The organism is Bradyrhizobium acaciae (assembly GCF_020889785.1).
Classification (GTDB): domain Bacteria; phylum Pseudomonadota; class Alphaproteobacteria; order Rhizobiales; family Xanthobacteraceae; genus Bradyrhizobium; species Bradyrhizobium acaciae.
In genome coordinates this window covers 30,890-55,850 of record NZ_JACMYK010000007.1, presented here as the reverse complement: position 1 = coordinate 55,850, position 24,961 = coordinate 30,890, and the positions used below count along the sequence as shown (strand labels likewise).

24 protein-coding genes are annotated in these 24,961 nt (G+C 63.6%); 13 read left to right on the top strand and 11 right to left on the bottom strand.

The genetic code is table 11. The features are described from left to right. Positions 1 to 184: 184 nt before the first annotated feature. The 6 genes from H8A92_RS05545 (at position 185) to H8A92_RS05520 (ending at position 6,606) form a co-directional block, all read left to right on the top strand. On the top strand, positions 185 to 757 hold the full coding sequence (locus H8A92_RS05545; protein ID WP_229194837.1) for a L,D-transpeptidase: 573 nt from the start codon (positions 185 to 187) through the stop codon (positions 755 to 757). A gap of 108 nt (positions 758 to 865) precedes the next feature. Continuing rightward, entirely contained in the window at positions 866 to 1,666 is an 801-nt protein-coding gene (locus H8A92_RS05540) for a DUF2927 domain-containing protein (RefSeq protein ID WP_229194836.1), read from the top strand. A gap of 265 nt (positions 1,667 to 1,931) precedes the next feature. Then, positions 1,932 to 2,963, top strand: coding sequence for a MerR family transcriptional regulator (locus H8A92_RS05535; RefSeq protein ID WP_229194835.1), 1,032 nt, complete (start codon positions 1,932 to 1,934; stop codon positions 2,961 to 2,963). A gap of 89 nt (positions 2,964 to 3,052) precedes the next feature. Then, positions 3,053 to 4,048, top strand: a complete 996-nt coding sequence (locus tag H8A92_RS05530; RefSeq protein ID WP_229194834.1) for a LysR family transcriptional regulator — start codon at positions 3,053 to 3,055, stop codon at positions 4,046 to 4,048. A gap of 331 nt (positions 4,049 to 4,379) precedes the next feature. Beyond that, positions 4,380 to 5,978: a tetratricopeptide repeat protein gene (locus tag H8A92_RS05525; protein WP_229194833.1), complete on the top strand. Its 1,599-nt coding sequence runs from the start codon at positions 4,380 to 4,382 to the stop codon at positions 5,976 to 5,978. A 52-nt stretch (positions 5,979 to 6,030) separates the two neighbouring features. Continuing rightward, entirely contained in the window at positions 6,031 to 6,606 is a 576-nt protein-coding gene (locus H8A92_RS05520) for a tetratricopeptide repeat protein (protein ID WP_229194832.1), read from the top strand. Between the two features lie 674 nt (positions 6,607 to 7,280). Here H8A92_RS05520 and H8A92_RS05515 read toward each other — a convergent pair. Beyond that, the gene (locus H8A92_RS05515; protein WP_229194831.1) at positions 7,281 to 7,493 is read right to left on the bottom strand and encodes a hypothetical protein; all 213 of its coding nucleotides are present in this window, start codon (positions 7,491 to 7,493) and stop codon (positions 7,281 to 7,283) included. Further along, on the bottom strand, positions 7,486 to 7,617 hold the full coding sequence (locus H8A92_RS40740; RefSeq protein WP_274613241.1) for a hypothetical protein: 132 nt from the start codon (positions 7,615 to 7,617) through the stop codon (positions 7,486 to 7,488). The genes H8A92_RS05515 and H8A92_RS40740 overlap by 8 nt, the downstream gene beginning before the upstream one ends. Before the next feature lie 243 nt (positions 7,618 to 7,860). Between H8A92_RS40740 and H8A92_RS05510 the strand changes: the two genes are divergently transcribed. Then, positions 7,861 to 9,009: an ABC transporter substrate-binding protein gene (locus H8A92_RS05510; RefSeq protein WP_229194830.1), complete on the top strand. Its 1,149-nt coding sequence runs from the start codon at positions 7,861 to 7,863 to the stop codon at positions 9,007 to 9,009. 14 nt (positions 9,010 to 9,023) lie between these two features. On the opposite strand, the gene H8A92_RS05505 is transcribed toward H8A92_RS05510, so the two are convergent. The 4 genes from H8A92_RS05505 to H8A92_RS05490 form a co-directional block, all read right to left on the bottom strand. Beyond that, complete coding sequence (locus H8A92_RS05505; protein WP_229194829.1) at positions 9,024 to 9,269, bottom strand: hypothetical protein; 246 nt, start codon at positions 9,267 to 9,269, stop codon at positions 9,024 to 9,026. 46 nt (positions 9,270 to 9,315) lie between these two features. Next, positions 9,316 to 10,440, bottom strand: coding sequence for a M48 family metallopeptidase (locus tag H8A92_RS05500; protein WP_229194828.1), 1,125 nt, complete (start codon positions 10,438 to 10,440; stop codon positions 9,316 to 9,318). 4 nt (positions 10,441 to 10,444) lie between these two features. Next, the gene (locus H8A92_RS05495) at positions 10,445 to 11,596 is read right to left on the bottom strand and encodes a DUF898 domain-containing protein (protein ID WP_233285325.1); all 1,152 of its coding nucleotides are present in this window, start codon (positions 11,594 to 11,596) and stop codon (positions 10,445 to 10,447) included. A 478-nt stretch (positions 11,597 to 12,074) separates the two neighbouring features. Then, the gene (locus H8A92_RS05490) at positions 12,075 to 12,872 is read right to left on the bottom strand and encodes a helix-turn-helix transcriptional regulator (RefSeq protein WP_229194826.1); all 798 of its coding nucleotides are present in this window, start codon (positions 12,870 to 12,872) and stop codon (positions 12,075 to 12,077) included. Positions 12,873 to 13,264: 392 nt separating this feature from the next. On the opposite strand from H8A92_RS05490, the gene H8A92_RS05485 reads away from it, so the two are divergent. The 6 genes from H8A92_RS05485 to H8A92_RS05460 all read left to right on the top strand — a co-directional run bounded on the left by H8A92_RS05485 (position 13,265) and on the right by H8A92_RS05460 (position 19,564). After that, entirely contained in the window at positions 13,265 to 13,435 is a 171-nt protein-coding gene (locus H8A92_RS05485; RefSeq protein WP_163159273.1) for a hypothetical protein, read from the top strand. A gap of 106 nt (positions 13,436 to 13,541) precedes the next feature. Further along, positions 13,542 to 14,402, top strand: a complete 861-nt coding sequence (locus H8A92_RS05480) for a Crp/Fnr family transcriptional regulator (protein WP_229194825.1) — start codon at positions 13,542 to 13,544, stop codon at positions 14,400 to 14,402. After that, positions 14,368 to 14,673 (top strand): hypothetical protein, encoded by a 306-nt coding sequence (locus H8A92_RS05475; protein WP_229194824.1) that lies wholly within the window; start codon positions 14,368 to 14,370, stop codon positions 14,671 to 14,673. The genes H8A92_RS05480 and H8A92_RS05475 overlap by 35 nt, the downstream gene beginning before the upstream one ends. 240 nt (positions 14,674 to 14,913) lie before the next feature. Further along, entirely contained in the window at positions 14,914 to 16,185 is a 1,272-nt protein-coding gene (locus H8A92_RS05470; RefSeq protein WP_229194823.1) for a cytochrome P450, read from the top strand. A 173-nt stretch (positions 16,186 to 16,358) separates the two neighbouring features. Next, positions 16,359 to 17,633, top strand: coding sequence for a cytochrome P450 (locus H8A92_RS05465; protein WP_229194822.1), 1,275 nt, complete (start codon positions 16,359 to 16,361; stop codon positions 17,631 to 17,633). Positions 17,634 to 17,854: 221 nt separating this feature from the next. After that, entirely contained in the window at positions 17,855 to 19,564 is a 1,710-nt protein-coding gene (locus H8A92_RS05460; protein WP_229194821.1) for a class I SAM-dependent methyltransferase, read from the top strand. A 24-nt stretch (positions 19,565 to 19,588) separates the two neighbouring features. On the opposite strand, the gene H8A92_RS05455 is transcribed toward H8A92_RS05460, so the two are convergent. From H8A92_RS05455 to H8A92_RS05435, 5 genes are all read right to left on the bottom strand, one after another. Then, positions 19,589 to 20,260, bottom strand: coding sequence for a 3'-5' exonuclease (locus tag H8A92_RS05455; protein WP_274613240.1), 672 nt, complete (start codon positions 20,258 to 20,260; stop codon positions 19,589 to 19,591). A gap of 1 nt (position 20,261) precedes the next feature. Continuing rightward, on the bottom strand, positions 20,262 to 22,064 hold the full coding sequence (locus tag H8A92_RS05450) for a putative nucleotidyltransferase substrate binding domain-containing protein (RefSeq protein WP_229194819.1): 1,803 nt from the start codon (positions 22,062 to 22,064) through the stop codon (positions 20,262 to 20,264). A gap of 74 nt (positions 22,065 to 22,138) precedes the next feature. Beyond that, positions 22,139 to 23,830, bottom strand: a complete 1,692-nt coding sequence (locus tag H8A92_RS05445) for a cation acetate symporter (RefSeq protein ID WP_338026503.1) — start codon at positions 23,828 to 23,830, stop codon at positions 22,139 to 22,141. Next, the gene (locus H8A92_RS05440) at positions 23,827 to 24,129 is read right to left on the bottom strand and encodes a DUF485 domain-containing protein (protein ID WP_229194818.1); all 303 of its coding nucleotides are present in this window, start codon (positions 24,127 to 24,129) and stop codon (positions 23,827 to 23,829) included. The genes H8A92_RS05445 and H8A92_RS05440 overlap by 4 nt, the downstream gene beginning before the upstream one ends. A 314-nt stretch (positions 24,130 to 24,443) precedes the next feature. After that, positions 24,444 to 24,953 (bottom strand): MarR family winged helix-turn-helix transcriptional regulator, encoded by a 510-nt coding sequence (locus H8A92_RS05435; RefSeq protein WP_229194817.1) that lies wholly within the window; start codon positions 24,951 to 24,953, stop codon positions 24,444 to 24,446. Positions 24,954 to 24,961 lie beyond the last annotated feature (8 nt).

Sequence of the window (24,961 nt, the reverse complement as noted above, 5' to 3'; positions counted from 1 at the left end):
GATCAACCATTCTTCATCCGCTTCGTCAAAGGCTTGGCCGGACAATGCAGGTATCGCTTGCGAACTGTTGCCTTTTTAAACCGTGTTGTTCGAAAGTGCCGGAAGTCACGGCTTCGTCGCTTGCGAAACGCCGGCAATTGTGGCCTCTCTGGCTGCATATTTGATTGTTCGCGAGGGGACGGCCATGCGCCCGATTGCCTTGATGTTTGCCGCGCTCACGATCCTGGCTGGCGCCGGCCAGGCCCACGCCCAGTTCTTCGACTCCCGGGGCTACCAGTCCGACGCCTCGAGCTTCTTCGGCGGCGGGGACGCAAGCCCGATCCCGCGTACCACTGTCAACTACCCGACCAATTACGCCCCCGGCACCATCGTGGTGAACACGGCCGAACGCCGGCTCTATCTGGTGCTCGCGAACGGCCAAGCGCTGCGCTACGGCATCGGCGTCGGCCGCGACGGCTTCCGTTGGGGCGGTGTCCACCGCATCTCCGCCAAGAAGGAATGGCCGTCCTGGACGCCGCCGTCGGACATGCTGCGCCGCCGCCCCGATCTGCCGCGCCACATGGCCGGCGGCATCGAGAACCCGCTCGGCGCGCGCGCGATGTATCTCGGCTCGACGCTCTATCGGATTCACGGCTCGAACGAGCCCGAGACGATCGGCCAGGCGGTCTCGTCGGGCTGCTTCCGCATGACCAATGAAGACGTCAAGGACCTCTATGATCGCGTCTCGGTCGGCGCCACCGTGGTGGTGAAGAACTGATCGCGTCGATTTCAGCGGGACCAGGCCGCGGCCATCCGGCACGATCGCTGATCCCGCCACCTTGATCACGTCTTGCGCTGCCGCAAACCTTGCGGCAGCGTCGTCATGATGTCCCAGCCCCGCCTCTCGATCCTGTTCGTTGTCGCCGCAGCGCTCGCCGCTTGCCTTGCTGACGCCGCCAGACCCGCAACCGCCACCGAAGTACCGGCAATCACCGCGCGCCAGCGCCACGAGAAGAAGGTCTTCACCGACGCCGAGATCGTCGAGGGCTTTCTGAAGACCGCGTTCGGTGCCGAATATCATCTCGCCGGACGGGTGGACCGCATCCGCAAATACGACAGCCCGGTGCGCGTGTTCGCCGACGGCAGCCGCGCCGACCGCAAGGCCCAGCTCGCCCAGGTCATCGCCGACATCGGCGCGAAGGTGCAGCATCTCGACATCGCGATGACCGACGACAAGGATGCGGCCAGTGTCGTGGTCAAGTTGGTGCGCGATCGCGAGCTGTACCGCACGATCGCGACCTTCTACGGCCAGGAGCGCGCCAAGGAGATCCGTTCCTCGCTCGATCCGCAATGCCTGTCCGGCTTCCGCAAGAACGAGAAATACGAGATCGAGCATTCCGACGTGATCCTTACCGTCGACAATGGCGATTTCGTCTTCCTCGACTGCGCCTATGAGGAGCTGTTGCAGTCGCTCGGCCCGATCAACGACACTGCGACCGTGCCGTGGACCATGTTCAACGACAGCGTCTCGATGGGCTTCTTCGACGTCTACGACCAATATCTGCTCAATCTGCTCTACGACCCCCGCATCAAGCCCGGCATGAACGTGCAGGAGGTCAAGGCCGTGCTGCCCGCCGTGCTGACCGACGTCCGCGCCTGGGTGGCGAAGGTGAACCATCTGGAGTGAGGGTACTCTTGCTGCATGGGCACGGACGCTCACGGCATACACGGCCGTCGTCCCTGCGAAAGCAGGGACCCATACGCCGCGGCGGGTGTTGTGGACGGGACTCGTCGCTCCAGCATCGCGCACCAATAACCATTCGTGGTTATGGGTCCCTGCTTTCGCAGGGACGACACCGAGAATGTTGCACGGCTGGTGAGTCATATCCCGCTTGACCTTGCCCCTGCGGCCGCTCCATAAGAGGCGCGGTCAGACAATGCGAGGTGATTCGATGAATGCTGCTGCCGCCCGTTTCCTCAGCCCGTCCGAAGCTGCCAGGCAGCTCGGTATCTCGGCGAAAGCGCTGCGCCTCTACGAGGAGCGCGGCCTGATCGCACCCGGCCGCACGCCGGCGGGATGGCGCGCCTATGGTGCGGCCGAGATGGCGCGCTGCGCCGAGATCGTCGAGCTGCGCGCGCTCGGCCTCAGCGTCGGCGAGGTGGCGCGGATCCTGAGTGGCGACGCCGTCATGCTCGACCGCGTGCTGGCCGCGCACGAGGCCACGCTCGAAGCCCGCATCCGTCACTGCGGCGACAGCATCACCAGGGTGCGCCGGCTGCGCACCGACCTCGGCGGCGGCAAGATGCCCGCGACGCGCGACGTCATCGGCGCGGTGAGGACGCGGCCGGCGGTCGGCGTCGCGTTCGATCTGCCATGGCCGTGGGGCGGTGAGCGCTTCGAGCTGCGCGACATCAAGCCGCTGAACTACATCGTCGGCCCGCTCGGCAGCGGCAAGACGCGCCTCGCACAGCGCCTTGCGGAGGCACTGCCCGAGGCCAGCTTCGTGGGGCTGGACCGCACAGCCGACGGCGGTGCGCCCGTTCGCGCGCGCCTCGATGCCGACCCGGCGCATAACGCTCGGGTCGAAGCGAGCCTTGCCGTCCTCCGGGCCGGCGGCGCAATGGACTCGACCGCGCTGACCACCCTGCTCGCGGCCATCGAGGCCTGCGACGGTGCGATCCTCGTGATCGACATGCTCGAACAGGGGCTCGACGCGGCCAGCCAGGAAGCCATGATCGCGTTTCTGCGCCGTCGCGGACCGGAGGCCCGGCCGCTGTTCTTCCTGACACGCTCCAACGCGATCCTGGACCTCGACGCTGTCGGCGACGACGAAGCGATCATCCTGTGCCCCGCCAATCACAGCCGGCCGATCTGCGTCACGCCGGTGCCGGGCGCCCCCGGCTATGAAGCGGTCGCGACCTGCCTCGCCTCGCCGGAGGTGCGGGCGCGGACCGAAGGCATGATGGCGTGGCGACCATCCTGACTTCTCGCATTGGTTGTATTATAATCACATGACAATGCATGATGCAGGTCGGATGCACTCAGAAAAAGTGTGCTATAAGCTCACACACAATGAGCGAGCTTCCCCGTATCCAGGCCTTGCGTTGCTTCATCACGGTTGCCCGTGAGGGCACCGTGTCGCGCGCCGCCGCGATGCTGAAACTGACCCAGCCCGCGGTCAGCCTGCAACTGAAGGCGCTGGAGGAAAGCACCGGACTGCAGCTGTTCAACCGCACGCCCAGCGGCTTCACGCTGACCGAGGCCGGCGCCGCGCTGCTGCCGCTGGCGCACCGGGCGGTGGCGGCGGCATCCGACTTCAAGGCGACGGCGGATTCGCTGAACGAGGCGCAGCGCGGCACGCTGCGCGTCGGCACCATCCTCGACCCCGAATTCACCCGGCTCGGACCGTTCGTGCGCAGCCTTGCGATGTCCTCGCAACGCACCGAGGTCTTCCTGCGCCATGGCATCACCGACGACGTGCTGGCGCAGATCGGCCGGGGCGAGCTCGACGTCGGCTACTATGTCGACGCCACGCCGCCGGAGCAGCTCCTCCATCACAGCTTCGCCGAGCGGACCATCGCCGACGGCCGCTACCAGCTGGCGCCGCTGCTCAGCTACGACTACCGCGTCATCGCACCGATCGGCTGGCGGGACCGGGTGATCGGCAAGGGCTGGGCAGAGCTCGCCGAGATGCCCTGGCTGGCGACACCGCCGCATTCCGGCCACCGGCGGATGCTCGACGACATCTTCCGCCCGCTCGGCGCCCTTCCGAAGCGTGTCGGCTATACCGACCAGGAAGAGGCGATGATCGACTTCGTCGAATCCGGCCTGTGCCTCAGCCTCGCGCGCGACAATGTGCTGGCGACCCGGATGGCGCGCCCGCATCAGTTCGTCGTCGCCGACAAGGTGAAGCTCACCTGCGACCTCTCCTTCGCCACCCTCGCCGCCCGCCGCCACGAGCCGGTGATCGCCCACGCCTTCGCAAGCGTGCGCGCAGTGTGGAGTATCAAGCCGGCGATCGCCGGCGCCGGACCGACGCGGACACGGAAGGTCGCGAAGAACGTCTGACGCGGACACACGGACTAGACCGGCGGCGACAGAGGCCGGCCGGTCGGCGTTGGGGCCAAAAGCGGAAGTCTCGCTGCTCTTTCAGGGATACGGGAGATGGAGTAGTCTTCCGATCAGGAATTGCCTGCGGCCCGTCCCTTGAAAAGCAGGGAGCTTCGGGCAGGTAAAGCGTATTTCATGATGTGTGCGCAGTTTGGCGCAGAGAAGATGTCTGTCCGCACTTTTTTGCGCGACAGCAGGACGCCGGGAAAATGGAAAGGACGGTTTAGGCGCGCGTGACGGTCGGGCGAGCAAGCTCGCGCGCCATTGCCGTGCAAATGGAGATTTTAGAATGAGCACTTACTCGGCACGCATATTGTTTGCGACCAGCCTTATCACTGCGGCGCTGGCAGGCAGCGCAATCGGCCAGCAAGAACAGAAGCTCGGCACAGTGACCTTTCCTACATCCTGCGACCCCAATGTGCAGGCCGAGTTCAATCGCGGCGTCGCGATGCTGCATTCGTACTGGTTTCTGATCGCCCGGCGGAAATTCGAAGCAATCGCGCAGCAAGACCCCGGCTGTGCGATGGCTTATTGGGGCGTGGCGATGGATCTGCTTGGCAATTCGCTGGCAACCACGCCGACGGCGGCGGAGGCGCAGGCAGCCTGGGAAGCGCTGGAAAAGGCGCGGGCTGCCGGGCCGAAGACACCGCGTGAGCACGACTGGATTGAGGCACTGAGTGCCTACTTCCGCGATCATGACAAGGTCCCCGCAAATGCCCGTCTGGTGGCCTACAACGCCGCCATGGAGCGTATGGCGCAAAGCTATCCTGACGATTACGAGGTGCAGGCCTACTATGCGCTGACGCTGCAAGCATCGGCGCCGAAAAGCGACCTCACTTACGCCAATCAGCTCAAGTCGGCGGCAATCCTGGAAAGGCTGTTTGAACAGAACCCGCAACATCCAGGTGTGACCCACTACCTCATTCACGCCTACGACTTTGCGCCGCTCGCCGCAAAGGGGGTTGCGTCCGCCCGTCGCTATGCGGGCATCGCGCCGGCTGTGCCGCATGCGCGGCATATGCCGTCGCACATCTACTCCATGGTCGGGCTCTGGGAGGAATCCATCGCCTCGAACGCTTCGGCGCTCGAGATCCAGCCGGACTACTATCATGCGTCGGACTTCAGCGTTTATGCGTATCTGCAGCTCGCACAGGACGAGAAGGCAGATGCGATGATCAAGAAGTCGCTTGCCACCGCCGATCGCGGCGATCGACCGATCAACTTTGTCAATTTCACCGCCAAGGCGGCCATGCCGGCTCGCTATGTCCTGGAGCGGGCAGATTGGACCGGCGCTGCGACGATGCCGATGATACCGACCAAGTATCCGATGGCGGATTCGCTGATCCGCTTCACGCGCGGTCTGGGCATGGCGCGTACCGGTGATCTCGCCGGGGCCAAGCAGGAAATCGAAGCAATGAAAGCGTTGCGGGCGACGCTGCAAGGCGCCGACCAGTCCTACTGGGCCGACCGCACCGAAGAGCAGATGCTCGCCGTTTCCGCCTGGGTCGCACTGAAGGAAGGCGACCGCGGTCAGGCGTTACGGTTCATGCGGGCGGCGGCTGACGCCGAAGATGGCAGCCTCAAACACGTTGCGATGGAGAACCGCCTGTTTCCGTTCCGCGAATCGCTGGCCGAATTGCTGCTCGAGACAGGGCAGCCCGCAGCTGCTCTGAGCGAGTTTGAGACTGCGCTCAAGCAAACTCCCAATCGCTTCCGCGCCTACTGGGGGGCCGCCCGCGCCGCTGACGGTGCCGGCGATCGCCAGAAGGCAAGCGAGTATTTCGGCAAGCTCGTGGAGCTGACCAAGAGCGCCGATTCCGAGCGGCAGGAAATTCGTGAGGCCAAGGCATACTTGCAGGATCACACCGTCGGTAGTGCTCGACAATGACTGTAGGCGATCGGCTCGAGACCCGACGGCCGTCACTGCCGGGACGACAACAATGATCCGCGTGATCGCAGCGGCTGCCGTGCTCGGTGCGCTGGTCGGCAGCATCGCCATCTACTCGAAAACTTTGGCGGATCGGCAAGCCGGCCTGCCATTCGGCGGACACGACCGTGGAACAGAGGCGGCGATCAAGCCCGAGGCGTGGCCGATCTGCACGACCATGACGTCCGTCGCTCCGGATGCCGACTGGGTGCAGCTCGATCCGGATTTCAAGGCGGGCAAGAAGGCACTCGTCGCAGGCGATTGGAATCGAGCGATCGCCGCGTTCGAACTCGCCGCCTTGCGTGACCCCCTCAATGCCGACACCCAGAATTACATCGGGTATGCCTATCGGCGGCTACGCCAGCTTGGTCCGGCGATGGGCCACTACCAGCAGGCGTTGATGCTGAATCCAAGACACCGCAGCGCGCATGAGCACCTTGGCGAGGCATATCTCATGCTTGGCGAGCCCGCCAAAGCCGAGCAACTGCTTACCGCGCTCGGAAATCTCTGTCTCATTCCCTGCGAGGAATATGGCGATCTCAAGCGGATCCTTGCTGCCTACAAAGGGCAGAACGGCGAGATCAGATAGCCCGAACGGGCACGGAGCCGCACCGTTGAGCTTGCTCGATCATGTTTGTCCAAAGCCACCGTGCGAATGCCGGGAATGACCAAAGCGCGTCTCACGAGGCATTTCCTTCGGCGCATCTCCTACTTCAAAGCCAAGCTGGTGCAGAACGCAGAGACTTCACCGCTTCTCCAACCGTTATGCAGGCCGGTCTCCGTGCACTCATTATAGCTCTTGAAGTGGACGCCGCCGGGCCCGACGTTTCGGCATCCAGTGTAGGCGGACGCGCCGGCCGACCACGAGCATCCGACCCAGGGGCGGTCGCCCGACCTGAAGCTCGTCATGCAACCGCCGATGCAGAACACCGAGGTCGCAGCCGTATGCGCAGACGATGAGGCGGCGCTGCGGGCCGCCGCGTGCTGGCTCGACCGGTGTGGACCGGCAGCATGCCGCGGCGCGTCAACCGAAACCTCAGGCAGCGGGCTGGGTTGCGACCACGCTGGAGCGCTTGATCCGCACAGCAGCGGCACAATCGACAACGCGGCGACGGCGACATTCCTGACGAAGAGCGACGAGCCTTTCATAGCCAAGTCCTCCCAAATGCCGGATGGCAATTCCATCCCGGGATGCAGGCTAGCACACATTCAACCGCCTGAAATTTCTATTCGGCGGGTTGGCAGGTCATCGTGAGCCCCGACCTAGGCCGCAAACACCACCGGTTTCGTGATGTCCGCCATCGTCGGCACCAGCGACGGCGCCTCGCAATCCTGCAATGCGAGCTCGTCGACGAGCTCGCGCAGCCTTGGCGGCAAGTCGGCGTAATCGCCGCGCAGGGCATGACGCAGCCGCTCGCCGATCTCTTCGCAGATGGCGCGCGCGTGCTCGGACGCGATCGGATGAGGCTCACACATCGACGTGCACCGCTTGGGCGTGAGCTGCTTGCAAAGGCCGCGAGCCGTTAGACGGCATTTCCGCGAACGCGGATCCCGCATGCGCACATGCGATCAAAACCAGGATCCGAACGATGCTGAACATGGTTCGTACTCCCTCTTCTGATCTCTCAATAGCAGCAGGTCGTTGCCACCCGATTAGGGAAACTGGTTCTCGCGGCCTTTAAGGAAGTGGTAAACGCGAGGTTCAGGAACGGGCCGCAGCCGATCGTGTCCCCCGCGAAGGGGACAGACACAGCCAGCGGAATCAATATGATGCGGACCCGGACGCCGGTCGGCTATCATCGGCCGCGCATTCAACAAAAAGAACGTGCTGGGAGGATTTGCAATGAAGCTGGCCATGGCCGGACTCTGGGTACTCGCGGGTGCGATCCTGATTGCACCGGACGCGCGGGCCGACATCAAGGTCGGCGTCGTGGTGTCGGCGTCCGGACCGGGCTCGGCGCTCGGCCAGCCGCAGATGCGCACCATCGCCGCGCTGCCGAAGGAGATCGGCGGCGAGAAGGTCACCTATATCGCGCTCGACGACGAATCCGATCCGACCAAGGGCACGCAGAACGCCCGTCGCCTGGTGATCCAGGACGGCGTCGACATCCTGATCGGCTCCTCGCTTACCCCGGTGACCATGCCGATGCTCGACGTCGCCGCGGAAGCCAAGACGCCGATCATCTCGCTCGCGGCGGCGACCGCGATCGTGCGGCCGATGGACGACCGCCGTCGCTGGGCGTTCAAGGTGGTGCCCAATGACGACCTGATGGCGGCGGCGATCCTGAAATACATCGCCAAGTCCGGCATCAAGACGCTCGGCTATATCGGCGTCTCCGACGGCTATGGCGAAGGCTACTACAACGAGGTGTCGCGGCTGGCCCCTCAGCTCGGCCTCACCGTCACGACGCATGAGGTCTATGCGCGCGCCGACACCAGTGCGACGGGCCAGGCGCTGAAGGTGATCGCGACCAATCCGGAGGCGGTGTTCATCGCCTCCGCCGGCACGCCCGCCGTGCTGCCGCAGGAGGCGCTGCGCGGCCGCGGCTATGCCGGCAAGATCTTCCAGACCCACGGGGTTGCGTCGGAGGAATTCATCAAGCTCGGCGGCGCCAATGTCGAGGGCGCGATCTTCACCGGCGAAGCCTTCACGATCGCCGACGATCTGCCGGCGAACGATCCGTTCCGCCAGGTACGCGACGAGTTCGTGGCGTCCTATGAAAAGGCCAACGGGCAGAAGCCGAACATCTTCGGCGCGCATCTGTGGGACGCGGTGACGCTGTTCAGGCGCGCCGCGGCGATCGCGTTGAAGACGGCAAAACCCGGCACGCCGGAATTCCGCGCCGCGCTGCGCGACGAACTGGAACGCGGCAAGGACGTCTATCTGAACAACGGCCTCTCGACCATGAGCCCGACCGACCACAACGGCTACGACGAGCGGTCGGCGTTCCTGATCAAGGTCGACGGCGGCAAGTTCCGGCTGGTGAAGTAGGTCGCCAAGTTCAGCTAGTCGCCGCCCCATCGCCAGCGCGGCGGCTCGCCCTTCCACCAGCAGACGCCGGTGAGCAGGACGCTCAGCGCGAGCACGCAGCCGACAAAACGAGCCGGTGAGTGCGGCAGGTTCATCGCGCCGCTGACCGCGATCAAAGCCACGAAGCCTGCGAGAACCGACCAGCCCTGCCAGTTGTTGGGTGGTCCCCAGCCCCAGCCGTAGCGCTTGGCGGGAAACCAGTACCTGTCGTCACGCGGCATGGGATGGCTCCGGCTCTCGAGATCCCGATTTCGTAAATCCCTTGCGTTACACCTTGCCCTTGCCCGATCCGCAGATGCCCTTCAGCGCCTGCCATTCGGCTGATGACAGCAGCGGCTGGCCGTTGGGCTTATTGCCGGCGTCGGCCTTGTCCATGCGTGCGAGGCGGTCCTCGGTCAGCGGATGGCTGGAGATCAGCGAGAAGCCCTTGCCGCCTTCCTTGCCGGTGACGCGGAACATCAGTTCGCCCATCGGCTTCGCCGGACGGCCGAGCTTGTGCATGGTCTCGATCGCGAACGTATCGGCGTTGGTTTCGGCGTCGCGCGAATAGGATGACGTCACCAGCGAGCGCGACGCGAAGATCAGCGCGCCGGAGCCGGTGACGTCGCCGAACAACAGCCCGATCAGGAACGAGGTGCCGCCATTGTGGATCAGCTCGCGCATGCTGTCGCGATGCCGGAGATGGCCGAGCTCATGCGCCAGCACGCCGGCGATCTCGTCGGGGTTCTCGGCCTTCTCCAGCAGCCCGTCGAACAGAAACACCTTGCCGCCCGGCAGCGCGAAGGCGTTCGGCATCGGCGTCGCCAGCACGTCCGACTGCACCGAATTGTCGAAACCTGCGGACTCCCGCAACTTGCCGACCAGCTTCGCGAATGCCGCCTGGCCGGCCGCGTTGCTGCAGGGCTTGCCGTCGAACAGCACCTTGACCTGCGCCTCCGCGACATCGCCGATGCGGCGCTCGAAAGAGTCCGGCACCAGCGGCGTCAACCGCTCGGCGGCCAGCGGCACGCCGAACAGCACCACCAGCACGATCGACACCGCAGCCGCGACCGACCAGCCGACGATCGCGACGACGCCCTTGCGGTTCGGCAGGTCGGCCTCGAGCGTGGCGCAGCGCGCGACCAGTTCGGCGATCAGCGCTGGGTCGCGGATCTCGAGCCGCGCCAAAGATGGCGCGGTCAGGCAGCTCAGCCGCAACAGGCCGGACGGACTGTCGGCACGGCGGATGTCGTGAAACGCCCAGCGCGCGAGCTGTTCGTCGCCCTGCCTGATCTCCAGCGCATCGGACAGTTTGAGCGCGACGATGCGCCGCCGGTTCGACAGGCCGTCGAAGAAGACGCCGCCGGGATCGGGCGTCGCCGCGGAGTTGGTCGCGCTGGAGTCTGACTCCATGTCGCTAGAATCCGCCGACATCGAGGCCATCGGCAAAACCCTCGCCGAGCGCATTGGCGAGATCGCCGCGCGCGGTGACGTTGGCGGCGGCAGCGATGTTGTGCACGATGGTCGAGGACAGCACCCGGACCCAGAGATCGCGCATCAGATAGACCCGCATCACCACGTTCATCGCCAGCGCAAAGGCGAGATAGCCGATACCGAGCAGGACGATCAGGGGAATGCTCTTGGCGAACGCCTCGGTCTTGAAGAACGTATCGATCGAAGAGCCGCTCATGCTGGCGACCAGCAAGGTGCTGAGCACAACGTAGACCGCGAACACCACGACGAGCAGCAGGATGCAGCCGATGACCTTCCAGTAAAGGCCGATCAGCGCGCCGCGGCTGAGCGTCGATTCAAGCCGTACCTCGCCGAAGCGGATGCCCGACAGCCACCAGCGCCATTCGACCGCCTTGAACGCGGCATAGGCGAACGGGGCGAAGACGTAGGACGACAGCGCGAACGGCATCAACAGCCACAGCCACCAGCCGCGCTTGAAGAACTCCCAGCCGCGGCCTTCGAACGAGCCCTGCAGGTCGCCGTAATAGGAATGCCGCATCTTGTAGCGTTCGAGCGCCGCCTCGCGCCACGGCAGCGCCAGGCCGAACGTGATCACGACCAGCAGGCCCCACAGCGAGGCGTTGAGCGCATAGATCCAGCCCGAGCCGCTCATCCAGAAGCGGACGCCGCGCCACACCGTGCGGGTCAGGCGGTAGCGCCGCGCGCGATAGATCGCGAACTGGCCGAACACATAGAAGAACGCGACCAGCGGCAGCGAGGCGAACGCCTTGAGATGCTCCGCCTCGATACCGATCAGGAAGTAGCCGAGATAGACCGGCAGCAGGATCGCCAGCGCGACCAGGAAGCCGATCAGCAGCTCCTTGCCGCGGCCGGTATATTCCGGCGCGTCGCCATCGATCAGGGTGTTCGACCAGAGGTGGCGGCGGATGTCGGTGGTGAGCCAGAACCGGTAGAAGCCGACGGTGACCAGCTCGAGCCCGGCGCCGCGCGCGACCAGGCGGAGGAACTCCTTCCGGCTCCCTGAAAATGCCACAGGCATCGGCGGCGGAACCGGTTGCGGGGGCGGCTGCGGCGGCCCCAGCGGGGTCCAGCTCATGTCGTTCACGGGATAACTCCAGGACGGGACAATCTCTGCGCATCAAAAGCACAGGTTTGTCGCTCTGAGTGTGATCCAGGTTTCACACGAGGTCGAGATCGCCTGGCGATTTTTGGCTGGGTGCGGTTGGCTATGCCTTAACGGCTGCCCGGAAACAGACCGGTCCTCGATGCGGGTATCGACCAGCGTCGGAGCCTGGCGGCCGCCGCCCTGTGCGGACACTTTGAGAACGACTCGCTTTCGTTTTGAGAACAAGTCGATCCCAGATCCTCCTGAAAGAACTTGCGAATTTCGCCTCGATTTCTTCGCCGATTCTGGAGCTCAAAAATGCGAGGGAGGTCAATTCAGCGTCTTCGTGTCCCTCCTCCGGGAAACCCGGCGCGGTTCACTTTCTGAGATGGTCCTCCGGGATGGCCAGGATTGCTGTTCTCGCCGAAACGCGCCGCACCTTGCCGCATGAGACTGCGACCGCAGTTCGCTATCGCAGCTTGCCGAGCCACAGCGCAGCGAGCGCCGAGCGATTGCGCACGCCGAACTTGGCGTAGATCGACTTGACGTGGAAGTGCGTGGTGTTCGGACTTTGGTCGAGCCTCTGGGCGATCTGCTTTTCCATGTGCCCGTCGAGCAGTGCGAGCAACACCCTGCGTTCAGCCGGTGTCAGGGGCGCGTTGGCGATGAGCAGACCGTGGCTGAGCAGTTGTTGCCGGTAAAACCATCTCAACCCACGCATCACGAAGTCCAGGCGCTTGCTGTCCGGCGTCGAGAAGCGGGGCGCCTGCGCATCGCGAAACACGAATAGGTGAATCCTGACGTCGTCATTGAGTGCACAGCGCACGGAAATGCTGTCGGCGAGACCGACTTCCAGGTAGTGCCGCCGATAGTGTTCGCCCTCGAACCATGCCGGCGGCAGCGCTTCGAAGAGCAGGCGGGTGCGGAACGGCTCATCCCCCGACACGGCGAGGATCTGAGACAGGTCGACGTCGGTGGACCAGAGCGTATCGAACTGCTCCTGCACGGATGCGGCCACCGCCGGTATCGGGTCCAGCAGCCGGACGAGGCGAGGACGCCAGCCGAGCAAGGGATCGGTCCGCGTTGGCGACGGCAATCGCACGACCACGGCCCACAGCGCATTGCGTGCCGACAACATGGCACACAGGGTGGCCAGCAGGTGCGTCAGTGCGGCGTCGCCGTCGCCGACGGAGAACTCGGCCAGCCGATCCCAGAGTGCGTAGACGTTTTGATTCTGCGGATTGGTGGAATCCGTGGATAGATGCATGTCCCCCCTTCCCCCGAAAAGAGTGTGCAGGTCATCGAACTTCAGGCGAAGCATAAGGGACACCAGACCACCTTTCTAGGTAGTTCCCAGGCGCATCAAACGGCGCGATACAGTGCGGGTATTGCGAAGACTGGTCTTCTCACCGACACGATATTCGGAGATTAACGATGCGCACAGCAACGGGCGCGCGGCGGCTTGACACGCCCGACGACGACCGGACGGAGCGGCGATGGCGTCTCGGCTTTTTCATCGCCCTATCATGCGCAGTCTTGATTGCACTCGCGGCCTTCGTGCAGGAGCCACCCGGCGAAGGGGCAATCCGACCTACTGGCCCGCTGCCAGCGATCGACATTCCCTGATCGAGCGCTGTTGGCACCCTCCTGGAGATCATCATGCGCGCCGTTGCAGCTGCTGCGATTGCAAAGGCTTTTGTCCGGGTATTCCCGGCATCGTCAGTGCAAGCAAACGTCCTTAAGCAGACCGCGTCGTTCTGCGGAGCCGCCCTCCTGGTGTGGCTGCTATCGGTGACTTATGGGCTGGATCTCAGTGCCGGATTCTTCTAGCCGATCGGCATGTGATCTTGGGTTTGCTTCGGTATCCGGGCCCCTTCAGCCGCATGTGCAGGGGGCGTCGCGCTCTTCAGGGGCAAGTTCATAAAAGGACGCGGAAATGCTCTGCCCAGACGGTCTGCTCTGCGGCTCGAAGTCCTGGGTTGAAGCTGCCGGCTATCTCGCATCGCTTCTCGTCTTCGCCACGTTTTGCATGAAGACGATGCTCCCGCTCAGGATCGCGGCCATCTTGAGCAATGTCGCGTTCATCGCATACGCGTTCTGCGACGGCTTGTATCCAATCCTGATCCTTCACTCGGTTCTGCTGCCTCTCAACGTCGTCCGAGCAGTCCAGATGCTCCGCCTCAGGCGAATTGTGGAGCAGGCCTCCAAGGGCGAATTCACGACCGAACCGCTACGTCCGTTCATGAAAGCGGCGACGTGGAAGGCCGGGGAGATCATTTTCAGGCAAGGCGATCACGCCGATCGCATCTATCTGCTTGCAAAGGGAAGCGTACGCCTCAATGAAATCGATCTCGTTCTGGGGGCGGGAGAGCTGTTCGGGGAAATTGGCGTTTTCTCGACGGCACATCAGCGTACCCAGACGGCTCAGGCAATTTCCGATGTCGAGCTGCTCTGGCTCACCGAGGGCGAGCTGGCCCAGGTGTGCCACGCGGATCCTGCCCTCGCTTTCCACTTCCTGAAGCTGTCGATCAACCGCCTGCTGACCAACACGGGACGCCAGCCGGGTCGTTCTTTCGCGGTCCCTATACCCCCGGCCGGCGAGAACGAGCTTCGAACCTCAACGAGGGAAATCCATACTTACCGATCAGGTGATGGAACGACCAGCAAGGACGCCGCCGCAAGCGAGGACAGGTACGATGAACAAATGGATCCTGTCGGCATGCATTCTGGTGCTGACGGCGGCTCCCGCAGCGGCCGGCGACGTGCGGCTGGATTCCTATCGCAATCCAGCGAATGAGAGTTTCCGCATCTTCAATCATATGTACCTGGACGGCGTGAAAGGCGGCCTGATGGCCTACAATGCATGGCTGCGGCGCCACGGCCAACCGTCGTTCTGCATGCCCGGCAACCTCGCATTGTCCACCGAGCAAACCGAGGAGATCATGCTGAAGTCGGCCGACAAGCGGTCCGCAAAGGGCGATGCCTTGGTCGCGCTCCTGCTGCTCTGGGGCATGCAGGACACCTACCCCTGCGAAAAGCCCGGCACCGAAAAAACCGACAGCCAATAAAGGCCCAGCCCCGTTCGCACGCCTCCGCCCGGCCAAATCAAACACCGTTTCAAACGCGCATGGTCGCCGCTGCTCCGCCTCCACAACAGGAAAAGCCCGGATTCGGCCGTTTTGGCCGGCTACCAATGCGGCCAAATGCGCGCTGAGAGCCCTTGCGCAAACCGCGGAATGGGAATGTAATTCGGTAAAACATGTCGCGCCGGCGATGCCCCGGCAGCACAAACGGTTGAGGAGCCGCTCATGCACGGGACCATCGATCTCGCCGAGGCTACGAATCTGGACGCCGCCCGCGAACGCGCCAACACGCTTCCGCTCGCGGACTACGATCCCGGCGATCCCGAGCTGTTCAAGAACGATACCTTCTGGCCATATTTCGACCGGCTGCGCCGCGAGGATCCGGTGCACTACTGCAAGGACTCGATGTTCGGTCCGTACTGGTCGGTCACCCGCTACAACGACATCATGGACATCGAGACCAACCATTCGGTGTTCTCCTCGGCTGCCTCGCTCGGCGGCATCACCATCCGCGACGTGCCGCCGGATCTGCGCCGCGAAAGCTTCATCGCGATGGACCAGCCGCGCCATTCGGCGCAGCGCAAGACCGTGGCGCCGATGTTCACGCCGACGCATCTTGACGAACTCGCAACCAATATCCGCAAGCGCTCGACCGAATGCCTCGACAACCTGCCGCGCGGCGAGGTGTTCGACTGGGTCGACAAGGTCTCGATCGAGCTGACGACCCAGATGCTCGCGGTGCTGTTCGACTTCCCCTGGGAGGACCGCCGCAAGCTGACGCGCTGGTCCGATGTCGCGACCACCCTGCCCGGCGCCGGCGGCCTCGTCGCCACCGAAGACGAACGGCAGGCCGAACTGATGGAATGCGCGAGCTATTTCGCCAGGCTCTGGAAGGAGCGCAGCAACCAGCCGCCGAAGAGCGACCTGCTCTCGATGATGGCGCACAGCGACGCCACGCGGAACATGGACCCGAAGAATTTCCTCGGCAATCTGATCCTGTTGATCGTCGGCGGCAACGACACCACGCGCAACACGCTGTCCGGCAGCATCTATGCGCTCGCCAAGCATTCGGAGCAGTACCGCAAGCTGCGCGAGAATCCGGCGCTGATCGACAGTTTCGTGCCCGAGGTGATCCGTTGGCAGACGCCGCTTGCCCATATGCGGCGCACTGCGCTCGCCGATTTCGAATTCCGCGGACGCCAGATCAAGAAGGGCGACAAGGTCGTGATGTGGTACGTCTCGGGCAACCGCGACGAGGAAGCGATCGAGAAGCCCTACGAGTTCCTGATCGACCGCGCCCGCCCGCGCACCCACATCTCGTTCGGCTTCGGCATCCACCGCTGCGTCGGCCTGCGGCTCGCCGAACTGCAGCTCAAGATCATCTGGGAAGAGATCCTCAAGCGCTTCGACACCATCGACGTGGTGGAGGAGCCGCAGCGGGTGTATTCCAGCTTCATCAAGGGCTACGAGACGCTGCCCGTGCGCATTGCCGCGTGACGCATGGAAGGTTTACCCCTCTCCCGCTTGCGGGGGCGGGTTGGGGTGGGGTTTCGCCGCAGACGAAGTCTTTGAGTGGAGAAAGCCCCAACCGGATCGCGTCTTCGATGCGATCCGACCTCCCCCGCAAGCGGGAGAGGTGGAAGCCAGAGCATTCAGTGGAGCTACCGGAGATGAACGTCCAGACCGCCATCCGTGCCGACCGGGCCGAACTGCTGCGCCAGGCGCGCGAGGAAGCCTATGCGACGCCGCTGAAGGACTTCCATCCCGGCGCGCCGCGGCTATTCCAGAACGACACGCTGTGGCCGTGGTTCGAGCGCCTGCGCAAGGAAGAGCCGGTGCACTACTGCACCAATGCCCCGATCGAACCGTATTGGTCGGTCGTGAAGTACAACGACATCATGCATGTCGACACCAGCCACGGCATCTTCTCGTCGGACTCCACGCTCGGCGGCATCTCGATCCGCGACGTGCCGCCCGGCTACGACTACCCGAGCTTCATCGCGATGGACCAGCCGAAGCACGCCCATCAGCGCAAGACCGTGTCGCCGATGTTCACGCCGACGCATCTGGATGAGCTCGCCAAGCTGATCCGCCAGCGTTCGGCCAGCGTGCTCGACAATCTGCCGCGCAACGAGACCTTCAATTTCGTCGAGCGCGTCTCGATCGAGTTGACGACCCAGATGCTGGCGACGCTGTTCGACTTCCCCTGGGAAGAACGGCGCAAGCTGACGCGCTGGTCCGACGTCTCCACCGCGCTGCCGAAGAGCGGCATCGTCGACTCGCCGGAACAGCGCCGGCAGGAGATGGACGAGTGCTACGCCACTTTCTCGAAACTCTGGAACGAACGCGTCAACTCGGCCCCGCGCAACGACCTGTTGTCGATGATGGCGCATAACGACGCCACGCGGCACATGGATCCCGATAATCTGATGGGCAACATCATCCTGCTCATCGTCGGAGGCAACGACACCACCCGCAACACCATGAGCGGCTCGGTGCTGGCGCTGCACGAGCATCCCGATCAGTTCCGGAAGCTGAAGGAGAACCCCGAACTGATCGACACTATGGTGCCCGAGGTGATCCGCTGGCAGACGCCGCTCGCGCATATGCGGCGCACCGCCCTTCAGGATACCGAGATCGGCGGCAAGACGATCAGGAAGGGCGACCGCGTCGTGATGTGGTACGTCTCCGGCAACCGCGACGACGAGGTGATCGAGCGCCCCGACGAGTTCATCATCGATCGCGCCCGGCCGCGCATCCACCTGTCGTTCGGCTTCGGCATCCATCGCTGTGTCGGCATGCGGCTCGCCGAACTGCAGCTCAAGATCGTCTGGCAGGAGATGCTGAAGCGCTTCGACCGCATCGAGGTGGTCGGCGAACCGAAGCGGGTCTATTCCAGCTTCGTCCGCGGCATCGAAAACCTGCCGGTGCGTATCCCGGGCTGAGCTTAGATAGTCCTTGGCCACACATGCGATCGGCCCTATGTCTGGGCTGAGCGGTCGATGCGCCGCGTCTCGCAGTTTGGGCCAGTTGACGGAACATGAACCGAAAAGAACGGCGTGCGGCCGGTAAGCGACGGGACGAGTCCACCAGGAACGCACCTGCTTTCGGCTCCGCGGGCGTCAGCATTGCTGGCCTCGCTGCGGAGGCAAGCCGCTTCTACGGAATGCGCCGCTTCAATGAAGCGCAGGAGATTTGCCGGCAAATTCTCGCGCGTGAGCCTGCGCATGTGCAGAGCCTGAACCTTCTCGGCCTGATGGCGCAGGCATCCGGCGATCACCGGGTCGCGGCGAAGATGTTCGCGAAAGCCATCGCTTCGGACGAGGTGAACGCCGCCTGCCACTACAATGCCGGCAACTCCTGTTTGGCGCTGGGCAATCGCGCCAAGGCGTCCGCGCATTTCAGCAAGGCGCTTGCGCTCGGCATGGATGCGAAGGCTGTCAGCTTCATCCTCCAGAGCCCTACCGTCACCGCCTATGTCGGGCGGATCGCCGGTCAATGGCCGCTGCCGGTACCGAGCGTCGAACTGTTCGGCAGCGAAGGCATTGCGCCGCTTGCGGGCGACCTGTTCCTGCGGTCGGCGATGGAAGCGACGACGCTGGCGAGCATGCAGCTCGAGGTGCTGCTTGGATATGCGCGGACCGAGCTGCTGCGGCTCGCGAGCAACAAGAGCGACGTCGACGACGACATCGTTGCCTTTGCCTGCGCGCTCGCCCGGCAGTGCTTCATCAACGAATATGTCAATGGACAGGCTGCGGTGGAAAGCGAGGCAGCGGGCGCACTGCGCGATCGCTTGCTGCAGGACCTGGCATCAGGTGCCGCGATCACGCCGCTCACGCTGGCCGTCGTTGCGGCCTATTTCCCGCTTCATGCCCTGCCTGAGGCGGACGCACTGCTGCGCCGGGACTGGCCTGCGACCACAGCCGGCCTGTTGCGGGTGCAGCTTCGCGAGCCGCGCGAGGAGATGGAAGAGCGCAACGCCATTGCGGCGCTCACCCCGATCAGGAACGACGTATCCGTCGAGGTGATGCGCCAGTACGAGGAAAATCCCTATCCGCGCTGGACCGTGAACCCGCTAACGGCGTTCACCGCCGATCGCGCGCGGGGACGAACCGTCGCGACCGCGGAACAGCGAGCCGAGCGGGATATCCTGATCGCGGGTTGCGGCACCGGTTCGCACGCGATCCAGATCGCGCAGGTCTATCCGAACGCCCGCCTGCTCGCGGTCGATATCAGCATGACTAGCCTCGCCTATGCGCGCCGCAAGACGCGGGAGCTCGGCTTGCGCAACATCGAATATGCACAGGCTGATATCCTCGAACTGGGTTCGATCGATCGCACCTTCGACAGCATCGAGTCGGTCGGCGTGCTGCACCATCTGGCCGAGCCCATGGCCGGCTGGCGCGTGCTGGTCTCGCTGCTGCGGCCGGGCGGCACGATGCGCATCGGCCTGTACAGCGATCCGGCGCGCCGCGTCATCGTGGAGGCCCGCGCCCGTATCTCCGCGCGCGGCTATCGCGCCACTGCCGACGATATCAGACGATGCCGGCAGGATATCTTCCGCGAGGCGGACCAGTGGAGACCGCTGATCGGCGCCAAGGATTTCTACAGCATGAGCGGCTGCCGCGATCTGCTGTTCAACGTCATGGAGCACCGCCTCACGATTCCCGAGATCGCGGCATTCCTGAACGAGCATGGCCTGACATTCCAGGGCTTCGAGCCGTTTGACGATCCCGCGGTGCTCGAACAATTTCACAAGCAGTTTCCGGGCACGGCGGACGAGACCAATCTGGATCAGTGGCATCGCTTCGAGGTCGCTCATCCCGAGACGTTCTGGGACATGTACGTCTTCACGGTGACGAAGGACGCGCCCTGACGCTTTCGGACGCTGCCGATCCGGTCATGCCCCGGTCGGATTGAAGACGGCGTTGGTGCGCTCGCGCGCGATCCGCTCGCCGCGCAGGGCGAGGTCGCGCAACTGAACGAACATCATCGCCGTCATCAATGCATCATCGAACGCATCATGCTGGTTGAGGGAGGGAATGCAGAGGTCCTCGAGGATTGCAGAGAACGAGAGATCAATCGACGTGTTGGGCGGCGCGTCACCGTATTTGCGATCATAATACAGCCGTGATACCTCGATGCGTTCGTTCGGCAGTTCGATCCCCACCAGCGGCAGGATGTACTTGTCCAGCATAGCGACGTCGAAGTCGATATAGTAGCCGATCAGCGGGCGTGAGCCGATGAAACGCAAAAAGCTCGGCAACACCTTCCAGACGATCGGCGCGGCCTCGACGTCCGACTGACGCAAGCGGTGGATCTTGATTGCCTCCGCCTTCATCTCACTGTCGGGATGCACGACTGCTTCGAAATGCTCGCTGGTCAGAATGCGGTTGCCACGGATCTTGATGGCGGCAATGGTGACGACGTCGTCTGTCCGTACGTTGAGACCGGTCGTCTCGCAATCAATGACGACGACGTCGTCGTCCGGAGGACGATCGAACATGAAGCGGTACGACTGGTCGCTCAGAGTCGCCCGGTGGAGCAATCGTTTGATCGCACGAGGAAGCATCCTAGAACATCGTAAGCTTGAAGTGGTGCCGGATCATCTCGCGAAACTGCTTCACCACCTGGAGTGCGTCGCGCAGCAGATGACGTTCCATGCTGGACAGATGCGCCGGCCTCACCAGCGTGCCCGACGTGCCGGCGGACGCAGCCAGTTGTCCATCGAGCCGGAGCATCAGCAAGAACCGGAAGGCTTGCTTCAGGTCGCGTCCAAACTCGGCGCGTAATACGCCCAACTCGCACAGCCGGGATATCCGCTGGTCGGTGGAGGCCTCGCGCAGCCCCTGCTCCAGCGCCAGGCTGCGAACGCCGTGGACGATGGGAAAGATGCCGCCCTTCTTGAGATCGAGCGCATCCCCGGAGCCTTCAGACGTGATCAGCTGGTTGAACAGGCCGATTGGCGTTTCGAAAGCATCGATCGCGCGCGCGAAATGGGCCAGAAAGGCCTGCTCGCCCCGTATCAGGTCGATCAGCTCCGCCTTGGCACCGTCGAGCAGCTGCGCATTGCCGGCGATCGCTTGCGCATCGTAGATGATGGCGACATTCATGTGGGCGGTCTCGTCGGGGAGCGCGACCCAGCGACGAAAATCCGCGAGGTATTCGGGAAGCGGTCTGGACCACGCCGGATTGCTCACCATGACGTTGCCGGGACAGGGCGGAAAACCGAAACTCCGCAGAGCGCCGGAGAAAGCGCCCCGGAACGCTTCAAGAGTTCCTGCGTCGACTGGGGCGGACAGGATGAGACCATTGTCCTGGTCGGTGCGCATGGTTTGCTCGCCGCGCCCCTCACTGCCCATCACGATAAGGCAGCTGCCGCTGCGCAGCTCGTGCGGCGCTACCATTTCGAACAGCCTCGACAGCAGGCGCCTGTTGAGGTCGGAGACGATCTCAGCGATCACCTCCACCTTGACACCTTGTCGCCGCAACGCCCGTGTTTGCGCTTCGATCTCGCGCGCCGCGACGGCCAAATCCCGCTGGTTCAAGGCCCGGTCGATACGACCGGCCGTGACCTGGGCGCTTCCTGCCAGAAATCCCAGCAGGTCGATCTCCTCCAGAATGCCGACGAACTGTTCGCCGTCTTTCACTGCAAGCCGCCGCTTGTTGTGTTTCGTCATGAGCAGGAGAGCTGAGGACACGAAATCGTCGCGACGGACCGATACGATGTCGAAACTCGCGAGCAGGCCCACCGGGATCTGGGTCGACTCGCGCCGCAGCACCACCGCCTTTGACAGGCTCATGCCCGTAATGATGCCGACCCGCTCACCATCGCGAACGAACAGCGCATTGCTGTCGATCTGGCGCATCAGATGGCCGGCGGTCTCGATGGTATCCTCCACGGCGATAAATGCCGGAGGATGCAGGAAAAGCTCGCCCACCTTGGCGTACATCAGCGAGCCGTAACGCTTCGCCTCCTCGTCGTTGGCGAGTTCATCCAGCTTCTGCGATATCTCGCGGTAGAAGAACGCCGCAAAGCGCGGGTTCGACCTGATCAGGTCGAGCGCGACCTTGCGGGGAATGGTATAGCAAAGCGTCTCATCGCGTGCCAGAAACGTGTGCCCGTTCTGATCGTGGACGAGCGCACGGCTGTCAAAGGTATCGGTGTGGCCGAGCAGGGCCACCAACCCGGCGGCGTCCCGCTCCTCGACCGTGCCCTTGATGATGACATGGAGCGCATCCGCGGGCACTCCCTTGCCGAGGATCACTTCACCGGGACGAAAGTAGGCGACATCCAGCGACGCCCGCAGCATCTCGGCCTCGCCCGGCGCAAGGCGATCGTAAGGGGCATTGCTGATGTCGAACGCCTTGGGCATGTCGGTTCTGAGGGCCGGCCGGGAGGCGGTACCGGCGGGTTATGAACCCAGCCGGTACCAGATCAACGCCTGTTTCAATGCGTCGTGGCGGAGGCAGCCCCGATGCCGGTCTGACTCCTGACAAATTGCGCATCAAAGCCGTCGCGGTCGATGGACGCCCGCTTGCTGCGATCGAGGATCGAGAACAACCAGATTCCGGCAAAGGCGATCGCCATCGAAAACAGCGCGGGATTATCCAGCTTGATCGGTGCCGAACCCTTGGCGTAGCCCAGGGTCGCCTCCCACACGGCCGGCGACAGCACGACGCCGACCACAGCGCTGACGAGGCCAAGGAAGCCGCCGACCAGCGCGCCGCGCGTCGTCAGGCCCTTCCAGAAGATCGACATCACCAACACGGGGAAATTGCAGGAAGCCGCGATGGCAAACGCAAGACCGACCATGAATGCGACGTTCTGGTTCTCGAACACGATACCCAGAAAGATCGCAAGCACGCCAAGCACCAGCGTCGCAATCTTCGAGACCCGGATCTCGTCCTGTTCATTGGCGGCACCGCCCTTGATCACCATGCCGTAGAGGTCGTGACTGATCGACGATGCGCCGGCCAGCGCCAAACCAGACACCACCGCCAGGATCGTGGCAAAGGCGACGGCCGAGATGAAGCCGAGAAACAGGTTGCCACCCACCGCATTCGCGAGATGGATCGCCGCCATGTTCGAGCCGCCCTTGATCGCCGCGATGCCGCTCTTGGTCTTCTCCAGGATGGAACCGTCAAGGAACAGCGCATCGGTTGACACGAGCGTGATCGCGCCGAAGCCGATGATGAAGGTCAGGATGTAGAAATAGCCGATGAAGCCCGTGGCATAGAACACAGACTTGCGGGCAGCCTGAGCGTCCTTCACCGTGAAGAAGCGCATCAGGATGTGCGGCAGGCCGGCCGTTCCAAACATCAGCGCGAGGCCGAGCGAGATCGCCGATAGCGGATTGGAGATCAGGGTCCCGGGCTCCATGATCGCGAGCTTCTTGGGATGCACCTCGGTTGCCTTGGCAAACAGCGCTTCCGGGCTGAATCCGAACTTGTACAGAACGGCTCCGGCCATGAACGTCGCGCCCGCGAGCAGCAGCACGGCCTTGATGATCTGCACCCAGGTCGTTGCTTTCATCCCCCCGAAGGTCACATAGACCATCATCAGACCGCCGACGAGCACCACCGCGATCCAGTAATCGAGGCCGAACAGCAACTGAATGAGCTTTCCGGCACCGACCATCTGGGCGATCAGGTAGAACGCAACGGTGACCAGCGAGCCGCACGCCGCCAGGATGCGGATGTCGGTCTGTCCCAGCCGGAACGAGGTGACGTCGGCGAAGGTGAACTTGCCAAGGTTGCGCAGCTGCTCGGCAATCAGGAACGTGACGATCGGCCACCCCACGAGCCAGCCCACCGAATAGATCAGGCCATCATAGCCGGACGTGTAGACGAGGCCCGAGATGCCGAGGAAAGACGCCGCCGACATGTAATCACCGGCGATCGCCAGTCCGTTCTGGAAGCCAGTGATCCCACCGCCGGCAGAGTAGAAATCCGCAGCCGACGCGGTCCGTTTGGCGGCCCAATAGGTGATGAAAAGCGTTAGCATGACGAAGCCGACGAACATGCCGATCGCCGACCAGTTGACCGCCTGCTTCGAGCCGCCTTCGACGGAACCTGCGGCAAGCGCGAAAGTCGGTATGACGATGAGGAAAATCGTCAGCAGCCACGAGATCTTCTTCACGACCGGTTCTCCTCGACAATCTTGCGAACGAGCACGTCGTAGCTGGAATTCGCCCGGCGGACGTAGATGCCCGTCAGAATGAAGGCGAGCGCGATGACGGACAGACCGATCGGAATGCCGATCGTCATCACGCCGCTGCCCAGTGGCGTGCCCAGAAATTTCGGCGCATACGCCACCAGCACGATGAAGCCGAAATAGACGACGAGCATGACCAGCGACAACCCCCAACCCAGCGACGACCGCCGGCGCACGAGCTCCCGGTAGTTCGGGTCGCGTTCAATCCTTGCGAGATTAATCACATCAATGATCCCTGGAGTTCTTCCCGTTGAGACGCCCCTTGTGCGGCAAGGGTTATCTCAATCTGTATTCCCTGGATGGAACGGCTCCATGATCCAGATCAAAAATTCGCCCCTAGGTCTCGCGCATCAGACGCTCCACAAGGACACAGGGAGACATAGGGATAAGGTGGCAACCGCGGCGGAAGCGGCCATCGCTCGCCTTCCCGGTCAAAAGGCTTGAAACGGCGCCGGCACGGGAGCGATCTATTCGCGCGCGAGCCCGCAGGCTGCTTGAGCGCGGCCTCTCGCCCGCTGGCCCTGCAAGGCATCGCCTGCTAGCGCGCGTGCTGGCCCTTGCTGGTCGGCAACGGACAGTTGGTGCAGACCCTGTCGTCGCACATCCGGCAGATCGTGAAGCGATCCATCTCTGATGTATCCTGCCTAGCCAGCAACTCGCGGATCAGCGTTGCGAGCTGCTTTCGTTCTGCCGACGACAGCACGTCCAGCAGCGACGTCACGGCTGATATCCGCGACGCCAGCAATTCGTTGCGCGACGCAGCGCCTGACGCCGTCAGGTGCAAGGCGACCTCGCGGCCGTCCTTTCCCGCCCGGCGCTCGACGAGCCGATCCGAAACCAGACGGTCGACCAGCCGGACCGTTCCGGAATGCGACAGGCCGAGGATCCGCCGCAGCTTGTCGTTGGTCATGCCCTGGCCGTAGCCGATGACGATGAGCGCCGCGGGCGTCTCGCCGCCGCGGCCGACCACCTCGCGCGCGCCTTGCTCGATCCGATCCATGACGGCGAGCGAAAACGCGCCCAGCAGATTGGCGATTCCGTTTTCCATGCGGTGAA

What these genes read in the sequence shown, in the direction of transcription:
- H8A92_RS05545 (WP_229194837.1), top strand. Translation starts at nt 185, where the DNA reads ATGCGCCCGATTGCCTTGATGTTTGCCGCGCTCACGATCCTGGCTGGC.
- H8A92_RS05540 (WP_229194836.1), top strand. Translation starts at nt 866, where the DNA reads ATGTCCCAGCCCCGCCTCTCGATCCTGTTCGTTGTCGCCGCAGCGCTC.
- H8A92_RS05535 (WP_229194835.1), top strand. Translation starts at nt 1,932, where the DNA reads ATGAATGCTGCTGCCGCCCGTTTCCTCAGCCCGTCCGAAGCTGCCAGG.
- H8A92_RS05530 (WP_229194834.1), top strand. Translation starts at nt 3,053, where the DNA reads ATGAGCGAGCTTCCCCGTATCCAGGCCTTGCGTTGCTTCATCACGGTT.
- H8A92_RS05525 (WP_229194833.1), top strand. Translation starts at nt 4,380, where the DNA reads ATGAGCACTTACTCGGCACGCATATTGTTTGCGACCAGCCTTATCACT.
- H8A92_RS05520 (WP_229194832.1), top strand. Translation starts at nt 6,031, where the DNA reads ATGATCCGCGTGATCGCAGCGGCTGCCGTGCTCGGTGCGCTGGTCGGC.
- H8A92_RS05515 (WP_229194831.1), bottom strand. Translation starts at nt 7,493, where the DNA reads ATGTGTGAGCCTCATCCGATCGCGTCCGAGCACGCGCGCGCCATCTGC.
- H8A92_RS40740 (WP_274613241.1), bottom strand. Translation starts at nt 7,617, where the DNA reads ATGTTCAGCATCGTTCGGATCCTGGTTTTGATCGCATGTGCGCATGCG.
- H8A92_RS05510 (WP_229194830.1), top strand. Translation starts at nt 7,861, where the DNA reads ATGAAGCTGGCCATGGCCGGACTCTGGGTACTCGCGGGTGCGATCCTG.
- H8A92_RS05505 (WP_229194829.1), bottom strand. Translation starts at nt 9,269, where the DNA reads ATGCCGCGTGACGACAGGTACTGGTTTCCCGCCAAGCGCTACGGCTGG.
- H8A92_RS05500 (WP_229194828.1), bottom strand. Translation starts at nt 10,440, where the DNA reads ATGGAGTCAGACTCCAGCGCGACCAACTCCGCGGCGACGCCCGATCCC.
- H8A92_RS05495 (WP_233285325.1), bottom strand. Translation starts at nt 11,596, where the DNA reads ATGAGCTGGACCCCGCTGGGGCCGCCGCAGCCGCCCCCGCAACCGGTT.
- H8A92_RS05490 (WP_229194826.1), bottom strand. Translation starts at nt 12,872, where the DNA reads ATGCATCTATCCACGGATTCCACCAATCCGCAGAATCAAAACGTCTAC.
- H8A92_RS05485 (WP_163159273.1), top strand. Translation starts at nt 13,265, where the DNA reads ATGCGCGCCGTTGCAGCTGCTGCGATTGCAAAGGCTTTTGTCCGGGTA.
- H8A92_RS05480 (WP_229194825.1), top strand. Translation starts at nt 13,542, where the DNA reads ATGCTCTGCCCAGACGGTCTGCTCTGCGGCTCGAAGTCCTGGGTTGAA.
- H8A92_RS05470 (WP_229194823.1), top strand. Translation starts at nt 14,914, where the DNA reads ATGCACGGGACCATCGATCTCGCCGAGGCTACGAATCTGGACGCCGCC.
- H8A92_RS05465 (WP_229194822.1), top strand. Translation starts at nt 16,359, where the DNA reads ATGAACGTCCAGACCGCCATCCGTGCCGACCGGGCCGAACTGCTGCGC.
- H8A92_RS05460 (WP_229194821.1), top strand. Translation starts at nt 17,855, where the DNA reads ATGCGCCGCTTCAATGAAGCGCAGGAGATTTGCCGGCAAATTCTCGCG.
- H8A92_RS05455 (WP_274613240.1), bottom strand. Translation starts at nt 20,260, where the DNA reads ATGCTTCCTCGTGCGATCAAACGATTGCTCCACCGGGCGACTCTGAGC.
- H8A92_RS05450 (WP_229194819.1), bottom strand. Translation starts at nt 22,064, where the DNA reads ATGCCCAAGGCGTTCGACATCAGCAATGCCCCTTACGATCGCCTTGCG.
- H8A92_RS05435 (WP_229194817.1), bottom strand. Translation starts at nt 24,953, where the DNA reads ATGGAAAACGGAATCGCCAATCTGCTGGGCGCGTTTTCGCTCGCCGTC.